General features: G+C 74.4%; 10 protein-coding genes and 1 pseudogene. 6 read left to right on the top strand and 5 right to left on the bottom strand.

Going from position 1 to position 13,064, the window contains the following annotated elements; all coding sequences use genetic code 11:
* Positions 1–2: 2 nt before the first annotated feature.
* On the bottom strand, positions 3–1,328 hold the full coding sequence (locus QUE40_RS15545; RefSeq protein WP_289231518.1) for a family 4 glycosyl hydrolase: 1,326 nt from the start codon (positions 1,326–1,328) through the stop codon (positions 3–5).
* Positions 1,329–1,412: 84 nt separating this feature from the next.
* Between QUE40_RS15545 and QUE40_RS15540 the strand changes: the two genes are divergently transcribed.
* Positions 1,413–2,534 carry a carbohydrate kinase family protein gene (locus tag QUE40_RS15540; protein ID WP_289231517.1) on the top strand — a complete coding sequence of 374 codons (1,122 nt, stop codon included), beginning with the start codon at positions 1,413–1,415 and terminating at the stop codon, positions 2,532–2,534.
* Positions 2,535–2,563: 29 nt separating this feature from the next.
* Here the strand turns inward: QUE40_RS15540 and purL are convergent.
* Positions 2,564–6,510 (bottom strand): annotated as a pseudogene (gene purL, locus QUE40_RS15535) (phosphoribosylformylglycinamidine synthase).
* A gap of 287 nt (positions 6,511–6,797) precedes the next feature.
* Between purL and QUE40_RS15530 the strand changes: the two are divergent.
* Positions 6,798–6,989, top strand: a complete 192-nt coding sequence (locus tag QUE40_RS15530) for a hypothetical protein (protein WP_289231516.1) — start codon at positions 6,798–6,800, stop codon at positions 6,987–6,989.
* Here QUE40_RS15530 and QUE40_RS15525 read toward each other — a convergent pair.
* Complete coding sequence (locus QUE40_RS15525) at positions 6,986–7,408, bottom strand: PPOX class F420-dependent oxidoreductase (protein ID WP_289231515.1); 423 nt, start codon at positions 7,406–7,408, stop codon at positions 6,986–6,988. The genes QUE40_RS15530 and QUE40_RS15525 overlap by 4 nt on opposite strands.
* 47 nt (positions 7,409–7,455) lie before the next feature.
* Here QUE40_RS15525 and QUE40_RS15520 point away from each other — a divergent pair, with 47 nt between their 5' ends.
* Positions 7,456–8,004 carry a histidine phosphatase family protein gene (locus QUE40_RS15520; RefSeq protein ID WP_289231514.1) on the top strand — a complete coding sequence of 183 codons (549 nt, stop codon included), beginning with the start codon at positions 7,456–7,458 and terminating at the stop codon, positions 8,002–8,004.
* On the opposite strand, the gene QUE40_RS15515 is transcribed toward QUE40_RS15520, so the two are convergent.
* Positions 7,963–8,769, bottom strand: a complete 807-nt coding sequence (locus tag QUE40_RS15515; RefSeq protein WP_289231513.1) for a spermidine synthase — start codon at positions 8,767–8,769, stop codon at positions 7,963–7,965. The genes QUE40_RS15520 and QUE40_RS15515 overlap by 42 nt on opposite strands.
* Positions 8,770–8,872: 103 nt before the next feature.
* Between QUE40_RS15515 and QUE40_RS15510 the strand changes: the two genes are divergently transcribed.
* Entirely contained in the window at positions 8,873–9,256 is a 384-nt protein-coding gene (locus QUE40_RS15510) for a sterol carrier family protein (RefSeq protein ID WP_289231512.1), read from the top strand.
* A 10-nt stretch (positions 9,257–9,266) separates the two neighbouring features.
* Entirely contained in the window at positions 9,267–10,133 is an 867-nt protein-coding gene (locus QUE40_RS15505; RefSeq protein ID WP_289231511.1) for an LLM class flavin-dependent oxidoreductase, read from the top strand.
* Between the two features lie 172 nt (positions 10,134–10,305).
* On the opposite strand, the gene QUE40_RS15500 is transcribed toward QUE40_RS15505, so the two are convergent.
* Positions 10,306–10,593, bottom strand: coding sequence for a sunset domain-containing protein (locus QUE40_RS15500; RefSeq protein WP_289231510.1), 288 nt, complete (start codon positions 10,591–10,593; stop codon positions 10,306–10,308).
* A 2,055-nt stretch (positions 10,594–12,648) separates the two neighbouring features.
* On the opposite strand from QUE40_RS15500, the gene QUE40_RS15495 reads away from it, so the two are divergent.
* Positions 12,649–12,900 carry a hypothetical protein gene (locus QUE40_RS15495; RefSeq protein ID WP_142006764.1) on the top strand — a complete coding sequence of 84 codons (252 nt, stop codon included), beginning with the start codon at positions 12,649–12,651 and terminating at the stop codon, positions 12,898–12,900.
* The last annotated feature ends 164 nt before the right edge of the window (positions 12,901–13,064 follow it).

The raw sequence follows: 13,064 nt of genomic DNA, 5'->3' as shown, positions 1-13,064 counted from the left end.
CGTCAGCGACGAAAAACCCTGTCAAGGCTAGGAATCCGCCCGCGGTACGCCTGCAGCAGCTCTCCCGCGACCGTCACCGAGTCAACGAGCGGGTGCAACGCGAACGCGCTGCGGGCGAGGTCGGGGTCGCCCTCGATCGCCGCCCGGATGGTGCGCTGCTCGACCTCCTTGACCTGCTGCACGAGGCCGGCCGCGTGACCGGTCAGCGGTGACACCGGCAGCGGCGCGGGGCCCTGGCCGCCGACCCGGCACGGCACCTCGACCACGGCCTCCGCGGGCAGGCCGGGCAGCGTGGATCCGTTGCCGACGTTGAGGATCAGCGCGGTCTGCTCGCCGCGGGCGATCGCCGCCATCAGCGCCAGGGCGACCCCCTCGTAGCCACCGCCGGCGACGTCCTGCTCGTCGCGCTCCTCGCCCTCGGCCCGCGACTCCTTCATGTACGTCGCGTCGCGCGCCGCCCGCACCGCGCGCCACGTGGTCAGGGCCGCGCCGGGTTCGCGGGCCACGTCGGCGTAGAAGTCGTCCTGCTGCCCGACGAGGAACTCGCCCCGGGTCTGGGGCTCGGCGAGGATGCCCGCCACCGCGTCGCGGGTGAAGTAGAAGTAGTGCAGGTACTCGTTCGGGATCGCCCCCAGCTGCTGCAGCCAGTCGGCGCCGAAAAGCCTTCCCTCCTCGAAGGACTCGAGCCTCGCGGGGTCGGCGAGCAGCTGCTCGGCCCCGGGTCCGCGCAGCCAGCCGAGATGGTTCAGCCCGGCGTAGTCGAGGGTGCCCACGTCGAGCGGCACGTCCAGCGCACGCGCGACGCGGCGGGCCAGCCCGAGCGGGGAGTCGCAGATGCCCACGACGCGCTCGCCGAGCACGCCCTGCATCGCCTCGGTGACCATCCCGGCGGGGTTCGTGAAGTTGATGACCCACGCGCCGGGCGCGACCCGCGCCACCGCCTCGGCCACCTCGACCGCCACAGGCACCGTGCGCAGGCCGTAGGAGATGCCGCCCGCCCCGATCGTCTCCTGGCCGAGCAGGCCCCGGTCCAGCGCGACCCGTTCGTCGGCGACGCGCCCCTGCAGCCCGCCCACCCGCATCGCGCAGAACACGAAGTCCGCCCCGGCGAGCGCCTCGTCGAGGACGGTCGACGTGCGTACGGCCGGGCCGAAACTGCCTGCGGCAGAACGCTGCTGGCGCAGCACGGCCTCGATCGCCGACAGCCGCGCGGCGGAGGTGTCGTGCAGCACCACCTCGGTGACGCGCTGCTCGTGCTGGTCGTCCAGGAGCGCCGAATAGACCAGGGGAGTGCGGAATCCGCCGCCCCCGAGGATCGTCAGCCGCATGGGTCCCTCGCTCGCGATGTCGTCCACTTTGCCTCCGCAGTCTCGCAGGCGAGGATGGGGGAGCATCGAGCGAAGGAGCGTCAGGTGGAGGAGCCGGCCTACGACCCGCTGCGCGGGATCCGCGACCCGGGCGATGAGCGGGTCGACGTCGCCCTGTGGGGCACCGTCTTCCTCGACATCATCTTCACCGGGCTCGACTCCCGGCCGACCGACGGCACCGAGGTCATGGCCAGCGGCATGGGCTCCTGCCCCGGCGGCATCGCCAACCTCGCGGTCGCGACCAGCCGACTCGGCCTGCGCACCGCGCTGAGCGCCGCGTTCGCCGAGGACTACTACGGCGACTTCTGCTGGGAGACGCTCGGCGAGGAGGGGGTGCGGCTGGCCAGCTCGCGCCGCTACGGCCAGTGGCACTCGCCGCTCACCGTGTCGTACGCCTACTCCGGCGACCGCAGCATGGTCACCCACGCCCACCGCCCGCCGGGCTACGCCGACGACCCGGTGCCGCCGCCGCCCGCGGCCCGCGCGGTGATCGCCGACCTCGGCAGTCCCGAGGTGCGCGACCCGGCCGGCCTCGAGTGGTTGCGCGGCGCGCGCGACCAGGGGTCGCTCATCTTCGCCGACCTCGGCTGGGACTCCACCGGCGCGTGGTCGCGCGAGATGATCGAGCCGCTCGAGCTGTGCTACGCGTTCCTGCCCAACGCCGACGAGGCGATGGCGTACACCAGGACCGACACCCCGCAGGACGCGCTGTACGCCCTCGCCGACCGGGTGCCGCTCGCCGTCGTCACCAACGGTCCGCACGGTGCGCTCGCGATCGATTCCGCCACGGGCGAGGAGGTCAGCGTGCCGTCGCTGCGGGTGTCGGCGCTCGACGCCACCGGCAGCGGCGACGTGTTCGGGGCGGCGCTCGCGACCGGGACGCTCGCCGGGTGGCGGCTGCCCGACCGGGTCGCGTTCGCCGCGCTGTGCGCCGGGCTCGCGGTGCAGCAGTTCGGCGGGTCGCTCGCGGCGCCCGGCTGGGGTGACATCGCCGACTGGTGGCACCGGGTGCGCGACGGAGAGGGGCGCACGTCGTACGACCTGGCCGTCCGGCGCCGCTACGGCTTCCTGGAGGACATCGTCCCGACGGTGCCGGTCGGCGCGGTACACCGCGCGCAGGCCACGATCGCGCGCCGCGCCGACGTCGGGCACCACCCGCAGGCCTGACGCTCAGGCCCCACTCCGGGGCGCCCCGGTCAGCCGACGAAGGCGCGCGCGTTGCGGAACATCCGCAGCCACGGGCTCTCGTCGCCGATCGGCGCGTCGGTCCACGACAGCTGCGCGTTGCGCTGCACCCGCTCGGGGTGCGGCATCATCGCGGTGAATCGGCCGTCGGGGGTCGTGACGGCGGTGAGCCCGTCGGGGGAGCCGTTGGGGTTGGCGGGGTAGGTGGTCGCGACCTGGCCGTCGGGCGTGACGAACCGCGCGACGCGCTGCACCGTCGCGAGGTCGCCCCGCCGCGAGAAGTCGGCGAACCCCTCGCCGTGCGCGACCGCGATCGGCAGCAGGCTGCCGGCCATGCCGCTGGTGAACAGCGACGGGCTGTCCAGCACCTCGACGAGGGACAGGCGAGCTTCGTACTGCTCCGAGGTGTTGCGGGTGAACCGCGGCCACGCGTCGGCCCCCGGGATGAGGTCGGCCAGCGCCGCGAACATCTGGCAGCCGTTGCAGATGCCGAGCCCGAACGTGCCTGGGCGAGCGAAGAACTCGGCGAACTGGTCGGTGAGTCGGTCGTCGAACAGCACCGACCGGGCCCAGCCCTCGCCCGCGCCCAGGGTGTCGCCGTAGGAGAACCCGCCGGCCGCGACGAGCCCGGCGAAGTCGTCGAGCCGGGTGCGCCCCGACTGCAGGTCGGTCATGTGCACGTCGAACGCGTCGAAACCGGCCCGGTGGAAGGCGTACGCCGTCTCGACGTGGGAGTTGACGCCCTGCTCGCGCAGCACGGCGACCCGCGGTCGGGCGCCGACGTTGAGGAACGCAGCGGCGACGTCGTCGGTGGGGTCGAACGTGGGGGAGACGACCAGGGCCGGCGCCTCGGCGCCCACCGAGGCGTGCTCCTCGTCGGCGGTCGCGGGGTTGTCGCGCAGCCGGCTGATCCGCCACGACACCTCGTCCCAGACCTGCATGAGGTCGGGCAGCGCCTCGTCGACCACCTGCTCGCCGTCGACCGAGACCCGGATGCGACGGTCCTCGTTGGGACTGCCGACCACGCGCGTGAGGTCGCCGAGCCCGGCGTCGGCGAGGACTGACGTCGCGGCGTCGAGACGCTCTCGCGGGACCTCGAGCAGCACCCCCAGCTCTTCGGCGAAAAGGCTTGCGGGAGTGGGCGTCTCGAGGTCGAGGCCGGCGCCGCCGGCGAACGCCATCTCGCACGCCGCGGCCCACAGCCCACCGTCGGAGCGGTCGTGGAAGGCGGTGACCAGGTCCTGGTCGCGCAGGGTGTTGACGGCGTCGACCAGGGCGACGAGGCGCGCGGGGTCGTCGAGGTCGGGCACGGCCCCTCCGAACTCCTCCCGCGTCTGGGCGAGCACCGAGCCGCCCAGCCGGTCGGCCCCGGCGCCGAGGTCGACCAGCACCAGGGCGCTGTCGCCGCGCAGCTGCGGCGTGAGCGTGCCGGTCACGTCGGGCAGCGACGCGAACGCCGTGACCACGAGCGAGACCGGCGAGATCACCTGTCGCTGCTGGTCGCCCGAGCCCCAGCGGGTGCGCATCGACAGCGAGTCCTTGCCGACGGGCACGCTGACGCCGAGCGCCGGGCACAGCTCCATCGCGACCGCCTGCACCGTGTCGTAGAGCGCGGCGTCCTCACCCGGCTCCCCGGCCGCGGCCATCCAGTTGCACGACAGCTTCACGCGCGGCAGGTCGATCGGCGCGGCCAGCAGGTTGGTGATCGCCTCGGCGACCGCCATCCGGCCCGAGGCGGGGGCGTCGACCGCCGCCAGCGGCATCCGCTCACCGGTCGCCATCGCCTGCCCGGCGAGGCCGTGCAGGTCGGAGAGGGTGACCGCGACGTCGGCCACCGGCACCTGCCACGGCCCGACCATCTGGTCGCGGTGGGTCAGGCCGCCGACCGTGCGGTCGGCGATGGTCACCAGGAATCGCTTCGACGCCACGGTCGGGTGGCGCAGCACGTCCAGGGCGGCAGCCCGCACGTCGAGAGCCGACGTGTCGAGCTCGGGGTCGACCGGCGTACGTGCTGGTCGTCGCGCGTCATCCGCGGCGGCTTGCCGAGCAGCACCTCCATCGGCATGTCGACCGCGGCGTCCACGCTGGTCGAGGAGGCCGGAGCGCCGGCGGAGGGCGAGTCGAGACCCGCCTCGTCGAGCAGCAGCCGCCCGTCGCCGCGCGCGACGCCGACGACGGCGTAGGGGCAGCGCTCGCGCCGGGCGAGCGCGGCGAACCGGTCGAGCGACTCCGGCGCGATCGCCAGGACGTAACGCTCCTGGCTCTCGTTGCACCAGATCTCCTTCGGCGCGAGCCCGGTCTCCTCCAGCGGCACCGCCGACAGGTCGAAACGCGCGCCGAGGCCGGTGTCGTCGACCAGCTCGGGGAAGGCGTTGGACAGGCCGCCCGCGCCGACGTCGTGGATCGCGAGGATGGGGTTGTCGGCGCCGAGGCCCCAGCAGTGGTTGATGACCTCCTGCGCGCGCCGCTCGATCTCGGGGTTGCCGCGCTGCACCGAGTCGAAGTCGAGGTCGGCCGCGTTGGCGCCGGAGGCCATCGACGAGGCGGCGCCGCCACCCATGCCGATGCGCATGCCCGGGCCGCCGAGCTGGACGAGCAGCGTGCCGTCGGGGAAGCGGACCTTCTCGGTCTGGTCGGCGTCGATCGAGCCGAGCCCGCCGGCGCTCATGATCGGCTTGTGGAAGCCGCGGCGCACGCCGTCGACGGTCTGCTCGTAGACGCGGAAGAACCCGCCGAGGCCCGGGCGGCCGAACTCGTTGTTGAACGCGGCGGCGCCGATCGGCCCCTCGACCATGATGTCGAGCGGGGCGGCGATGTGGTCGGGCCGGCCGTACGTCTCCCGCTCCCACGGCTCGTCGGTGCCGGGCAGGTGCAGGTTGGACACGGCGAAGGCGGTGAGTCCGGCCTTGGGCTGCGAGCCACGGCCGGTCGCGCCCTCGTCGCGGATCTCGCCGCCGGCGCCCGTCGCGGCGCCGGGGAAGGGGCTGATCGCGGTCGGGTGGTTGTGCGTCTCGACCTTCATCAGCACGTGCGCCGGAGTCTCGCGCGGGGCGTATCGCGTTGGCCCGTCAGGGGATTCGGGCGCGAACCGGGTGATCGTGCCGCCCTCCATGATCGAGGCGTTGTCCTTGTAGGCGACGACCGTGCCCTGACCGGCGACCTTCTCCGTGTGCCGGATCATCCCGAACAGGCTCGCCGTCTGCGGCTCGCCGTCGAGCACGAAGTCGGCGTTGAAGATCTTGTGCCGGCAGTGCTCGGAGTTCGCCTGGGCGAACATCATCAGCTCGACGTCGGTCGGGTTGCGGCCGAGCCCGGTGAACGCGTCGACGAGGTAGTCGATCTCGTCGTCCGAGAGCGCCAATCCGTATGCGCGGTCGGCCTGTTCGAGCGCAGCCCGGCCGCGCGCGAGCACATCGACGTGCTCCATCGGCTCGGGGTCGCGCTCGTCGAACAGGTGGCGTGCGTCGTCGCGCGAGGCCAGCACCGACTCGGTCATCCGGTCGTGCAGCAGCGACACGACCGCGGCGTGCTGATCGGCGCTGAGCGGCTGCCCGGCCGGGTGCGTGAGGGCATGCTCGACGACCCGCTCGACCCGGCGCAGCTCGACCCCACAGTTGCGCAGGATGTCGGTGGCCTTGGACGCCCACGGCGAGACCGTGCCCAGCCGCGGCCCCACGACGACCACCTCGCCCGCGTCGGCCGCGGAGCCCGCCGAGTCGAGACCCGCGCCCACGGACTCGACCGCCGCTGGCCCGTACGTCAGCAGCTGCTCCACCCGTCCGCGCGCGTCGTCGTCGAGCGGCTGCTCGGTCGCGACGAGGTGGACGTACCGCGCGCTCAGGCCGGTCACCTGCGGGGCGACGGCGGTGATGCGGGCCAGCAGGCCCGCGGCGCGGAAGTCGGAGAGCGCGGCGCCGCCCTCGAACGTGGTCAGCACGAGGTCGTGCGGCGATGCCATCTCTGGGGTCTCCACGGGGCGGGCGGCGGTGAGCCTCCAGGTTACCGAGCCGCTGTCGGTGCTCGCTCCTAGCCTTCCGCTCCAGGGGGTGAGGTGATGACGGCGCTGGTCAGCTTCATCGGTGCGTTGCTCGGCGCGGGCGTCCCGTCGTACTTCGTGTGGCGTGGGCAGCGACAGAGCGGGCGAGTGGAGTGGCGGACGCGATTGGACCGAGCGATCGACCTCATCACGGCGCCGCAGGAGAACGTGCGGCAGATCGGCGACACTGGACGTAGAAGGAGGGCGACATGAGTCAGATCTGTTCGCGAGACACCCTCGACGCCGTGCCGGATTCCAAGATCCGGTTGGCGCGCGCCCTCGTCCGATCCTCGGCACGCGATGGCATCACCGAGAGCGAGCGCATCCGCGCGATCGCGGCGCTGCCGCTGCCCGAGGACAAGCAGCGCCGCAGCCGAGCATCCTCCGGCAGCCGGGCCTAGCCGGCGGTGCCCAGCAGCCGCTCGACGAACAGCCGCAGCGGCACGCGCCGCTCGGCCACCATCGCGCGGCGGTAGTCCGCCCAGTCCGGATGCTCGCCGCTGGCCCGGCGATAGATGTCCACCAGCTCCTCGACGGCCTCGTCGTCGGGCTCGGTCGCGACCGGGCCGACCTCGGCGCGGCACTCGGCGACGACGTACGACCAGCCGTCGGCGCCGCTCACGTGCAGCGTCGCGCGCGGGTCGCGCCGCAGGTTCTTGGTCTTGGCGCGGTCGTCCGTGATCGAGACCTGCACGAGGTCACGGTCGCGGTCGTAGACGTAGACGACCGTCGACAGCTGCGGTCGCCCGTCACGGCGGATCGTCGCGAGCACGGCGAGGTGCCGGTCGGCGAGCAGGTCGCGGAGCGGGTCGGAGCTCATGCCCCCATCCTGACCCGCCGATCCGCCTGCTGCGACAGGATCGGCGCGTGGAGATCTGGTGGCTCCGGCACGCGATGCCCTCGGTCGACCCCGACGTGCCGTCGAGCGACTGGCCCCTCTCCGCCGACGGGCTGGCCGCCGCCGCGGCGCTGCGCCCCCTGCCGCCGCCCGGCGCGACGCTGCTCGCGAGCCCCGAGCCGAAGGCCTGGCAGACCCTCGAGACGTACGCCGGCCGCACCTGCTCCCGCGACGCGCGGCTGCGCGAGGTCGACCGGGACGAGCCGTTCGGCCCCGGGTTCCGGGAGCGGCGTCGGGCGTACGTCGACGGCGTGGACCACCCGGGATGGGAGCCGCGCGCAGCGGTCGCCGCGCGCCTGCAGGCCACCGTGGACGACGGGCTCGCGGCGGCCGAGCCGGACGGCGTGCTCGTGCTCGGCACCCACGGCATGGCGTTGACCGTGTGGCTGACGAGCGTCGGGCTGCTCGACGACCCGGGTGCCTTCTGGGCCGGGCTGGGCTTCCCGACCCTGCTGCGTCTCGCCGCCGACCCCGGGTCAGCGCAGCCGCCAGCGACTCGCGTCCGGTGGCTGGGGTGACTCCTCGCCGGGTGCCGTCAGCGGCGTGGCGCCCTGCGCGAGCCGCCGCGTCTCGGCCAGCCCGCGCACCCCGGTCGGGAAGTCGGCGGCAGCAGCGCGACGTCGCAAAGAGTTTTCGTCCAACGGCGAATCCGACCCCAGCACAACAAGATTCCCGAACCGCTTGCCCTTGAGCACCTCGTGCGTCGCGACCAGCGCCATGTGCGGCAGCACCTCCAGCAGCGTGGCGATCACCCGGCGCACGTAGCGCAGGCCCGGCTCGTCGGCGAGGTTCAGCAGGAGCAGCCCGCCCGGCCGCAGCACCCGGGCGTAGGCCGCCGCGGTGCCGGCGTGGGTGAGGTCGGCGGGCACCCGGCCCCGGTCGTAGGCGTCCACGACCACGGCGTCGGCGCTCGCGTCCTTCAGCGCGCCCAGCCCGGTCGCGCCGTCGACGGGCCGCACCCGGATCCGGTGACCGCGCGGGAGAGGCAGCTCCCGGCGTACGAGCTCGGTCAGTCCCTCGTCCGGCTCCAGCACGATCTGGGCCGAGCCCGGCCGCACGTGCTGGACGTAGCGCGCCAGGGTCAGCCCCGCGCCGCCGACGTGGGTGACGCCGATCCGCCCCGCTGGCAACAGATCAAGCCCGATCGCAAGGTGCTGCACGTACTCGAAGACCAGCAGCTCCGGGTCGTCCGGCGCGACGTACGACTGCGGATGCCCGTCGCGCACCACGGTCGCCCCGCCGCGCTCGTCCCAGCGCACCTCGAGGTTGGTGGAGTCCGGCACGCCGTGACGGTAGCGCGCCGCACGGCGCAGCCTTCGCCGCGACCGACCCTGGCCGCGCCCGGTCGCCGCTGCGCCCGGACCGCGCGGGCGCAATGATGGCGGCATGCCACCGCGCCGCCGCATCGATCCCGTCGCCGGACGCGAGGCCGTCGTGGCCTGGCACGCCGATCCCGACGCCGCCGACCGGAGCACGGTCGCGACCGCGGTGCGCTACACGCTGGAGGAGCTGTCGCTGCTCGCGCCGGGGCGCTCGGTCGAGGTGCGCGTCCCGCCGTACGGCGCCGTCCAGGTGATCGAGGGACCGCGCCACACCCGCGGCACCCCGACCAACGTCGTCGAGATGGACGCCCAGGTCTGGCTGCGCCTCGCCACGGGCGCGACGCGCTGGGTCGACGCCGAGGACAGCGGCGCCGTGCGTGCTTCCGGGCAACGGGCCGACCTCAGCCGCCACCTGCCGCTGGTGCCGCTCGCCGACGGCTCGGCCTAGGGTCGCCAGCATGCGTTTCGGCATCGCGATCCTGCCCGAGATGCCCTGGGCCGAGGCCGCGCCGCTGTGGCGCCGGGCCGAGGACCTGGGCTTCGACCACGCCTGGACCTACGACCACCTCGTGTGGGCGGGGCTGCCCGACTCGCCGTGGTTCGGCACCACCCCGACGCTGACCGCCGCGGCGCTGATCACCTCGCGCATCGGACTCGGCACGTTCGTGACCTCGCCGAACTTCCGCCACCCGGTCACCTTCATGCGGGACGTGCTGTCGCTCGACGACGTCTCCGGCGGCCGGTTCGTCTGCGGGGTCGGCTCCGGCGGCGACCTCGATGCGCGGCTGCTCGGCGGCCCCGACCTCACGATGCGCGAGCGGATGGACCGCTTCGTCGAGTGGGTCGACCTGTTCGACCGGATGCGCCGCGAGGACCACGTCTTCGCCGACGGCGACTATTTCTCGGCCGTCGACGCGCGCACCCTGCCCGGGCCGGTCGGCGATCGGGTGCCGCTCGTCGTCGCCGCCAACGGGCCGCGCGGCCTGCGCCTGGCGGCGAGCAAGGGCGAGGGCTGGATGACGTACGGCCGCAAGGGCGACACCGAGGACGAGTGGTGGGCGAGCCTGCGCGACCTCGGCCAACGGATGGACGCAGCGCTCGCCGCCGCCGGGCGCGACCCCGCGGGCTTCGGCCGCTACCTCAACCTCGACATCGCGTCGTACGCCCTCGGCAGCGTCGACCGCTTCGAGGACCACGTCGGGCGCGCGGCCGAGCTCGGCTTCACCGACCTCGTGGCGCACTGGCCGCGGCCGAGCGAGCCGTACGCCGGTGACGAGGGCGTGCTCGAGCGCGTGGCGTCCGAGGTGCTGCCCCGCTGGCGCTGAGCGCCGCGGCAGGTTCTGCCGGGTGCGCCTCGGGGCGCGCAGCGTGGGTCTGGGCGGGTCACCCGCGCGTCGACCCAACTGAGCGGGACGCCAGCAGGCCCCCTGACCCGGGCGGGTCAGGGGGCCTGCTGGCTGTGGTTGCTGCGGCCGGTCTGTCGGCCGCGCGGGGTGGTCAGCGGCGGCCGGCGTCCCAGTGCTGGAAACCCGCGCCCCTGGCCGCGTCCTCGCTGGCGAACCAGACCTCGGCCTCGGTGGCCTCGTAACCCGGGGAGCCGGGGCCGTGGAACACCATCGAGTCGGCGTTGCCCTTGATCCAGCCCTCGGGCCCCGAGCCGTCGTCGGCAGGCAGCACCGACCCGTCGAACGGGCCCTCGGTGAAGCCCTCCGGCGCGGCGGCGGGCGCGGCGGCCGGCGCCGAGGCGGAATCCGGCGTGGCGTCGTCCTGGCGGCCGACCGGCACAGCGGCCTCGGAGGCGCCCGATTCGGCCGTCCCGGCGGTGTTCTGCCGGTCCGTCGTCGGTGCTGCGGCGGACTCAGCCGCGGGCGACGACGCAGCTGCGGGCGACGACGCAGCTGCGGGCTGCGCGTCGGCCTCGTCCAGCGGGAGCGGCGGCGTGGACCAGTCGTCGCCGCCCTTCGCCGCCGGGGCCGCGGGCGCTGCGGGTGCCTCGTCCCGCGCGACCCCGGTGGGCTCGGTGGCCTCGGCCGTCCTGTCCGAATCGGTCGGACGTGCGGTCTCGGTGCCAGCAGCCGCCTCGGCGCCGGTGTCCGTCTCAGCCGGACGCGCGCCCTCGGCACCTGCCGAGGCCGCCCCGCCGCTGCTGTCCGACTCAGTCGGACGTGCGGCCTGGTCGGCCGGAGGGGCCGCCGCGTCGGTGCTGTCCGACTCGGTCGGACGCGCGGGCTCGGTGGCAGCACCCGCCTCGGCGGAGGTGTCCGTCTCAGTCGGACGCGCCTCGGTCGTGGTGCTGTCGTCCAGCGGCGGGGGCGGGGTGCCCCAGTCGTCGCCCCCGGACGCTGCCGGTGCCGCGGCGGGAGCCGTCGTGTCCGTCTCAGTCGGACGCTCGGCCGCGGTGTCGGCCTTGGTGCTGGTGGCCTCAGCGTCGCCGGCGTCCGAACCAGTCGGACGCTCGGTCTGCTCTGCCGGAGCTGCGCCAGCGTCGGTCGTGTCCGTCTGATTCGGACGCGCTTCGGTGGCCGGCTCGGTCGTGGTGGCGGCGGGGGTGCTGTCGTCCAGCGGCGGGGGCGGGGTGCCCCAGTCGTCGCCCCCGGAGGCTGCGGGTGCCGCGGCGGGAGCCGTCGTGTCCGTCTCAGTCGGACGCGCGGTCTCGGTGCCTGTGTCGGCCCCGGCGTCGGTGCTGTCCGTCTCAGTCGGACGTGCCTCGGTGGCCGGCTCGGTCGTGGTGCTGGCCGGGGTGCTGTCGTCCAGCGGCGGGGGCGGGGTGCCCCAGTCGTCGCCAGCGGACGCTGCCGGTGCCGCGGCGGGAGCCGTCGTGTCCGGCTGAGTCGGACGCGCGGTCTCGGTGCCCGTGGCGGCCTCGGCGTCAGTGCGGTCCGTCTCAGTCGGACGTGCCTCGGTGGCCGGCTCGGTCGTGGTCTCGCCGGCCTTGTTGTCGTCCAGCGCGGGCGGCGCGGCGTCCCAGTCGTCGCCGCCTGCGGCGGGGGCGGGCTCGCCCTTGGGCTCGCTCTTGGTCTCGCCGGCCTTGTTGTCGTCGAGCGCGGGCGGGGAGCGTCCCAGTCGTCGCCGCCAGCGGCGGGTGCTGCGGCCGGGGCTTCCGTCGTGTCGGTCTCAGTCGGACGTGCTTCTGCGGCCGGCTCGCTCTTGCTCTCGGCCGCCTTGTTGTCGTCGAGCGCGGGCGGGGTGGCGTCCCAGTCGTCGCCGCCAGCGGCGGGGGCGGGTTCGCCCTTGGGCTCGCTCTTGGCCTCGGCGGTCTTGTTGTCGTCGAGCGCGGGCGGCGCGGCGTCCCAGTCGTCAGCGCCTCCGGCCGCAGCCTCCTGCGGCTCGTCGGTCTTCGCCGGCGTGGGCTCACCCTCCGAGGCGCCCGCGACCGCGGCCGCACCTGCACCGGCCGCACCTGCACCAGCCGCGGCAGCCGCCGCCTTGCCGCCCGTCGTCCCCTCGGCCGGCTCAGCCGCGTCGGCCTTCGCCGCGTCGGCCTTCGCCGCGTCAGCCTTCGCACCCGCGGTCTGGTCGGCCGGCTTCGACTCGACCGTCTCGGTCGTCTTCGCCTCGTCGGCCGCTGCGGACGTGCCCTTCTGAGCGGTGCCCGCGGCAGCCGGCTCCCCGGCCTCGACCTCACCGGCTGGCGCCTCCGACTCCGGAGCGGCAGCCTCGACGCGACCCTTCCGGTCGACACCCTGGATCCCTACCGTGCCTCCGGCGCCCTTGCGCGGGTCGCGGACGTACCACCACGCCACACCGAACAGCACCAGCAGGACCAGCAGCAGAACGAGCCATTTCATGCCTCGAACCCTAGGCGTGGCGCGATACCGGGCACCACTTACCGTTGTCGTCGTGTCAGACCGTGAGCAGCCGCCGCCGACGAACCGTCGACCGGTGCGGCGCGCGCCCAACTTCCCGCAGTTCATGATCATCGGCGGGCTGATCGGTGTGCTGCTCGGGCTGTACGTCGGCCAGCGCGGCGAGTCCGGCAGCTACTCCGACGCCACCGCCATGGGTCTGTTCGCCGTGCTGTTCGGGGCCATCGGCGTCATGATCGCCACGGCGATCGCGCTCGCGCTCGACAAGCGCTCCCGCCGCCGCTGACGTACGCGCTGAAACGCGGTTATAGCGCCCTGACTCTGCTGCAACCCGGTCAGAGCGCTCTAACCGCGTTTCAGCGGCCCGTGCCCCAGCGGCCCGTGGCCCAGCCGCCCCACCACCTGGGCTCGACCATCCCTCCCGACGTGGGACACTGGACCCGTGGCTGG

Source organism: Barrientosiimonas endolithica (genome assembly GCF_030296655.1).
Taxonomy (GTDB): Bacteria; Actinomycetota; Actinomycetes; order Actinomycetales; family Dermatophilaceae; genus Barrientosiimonas; species Barrientosiimonas humi.
Note: the sequence above shows the minus strand (reverse complement) of the source record. Positions and strands in the feature narration are given on the sequence as shown.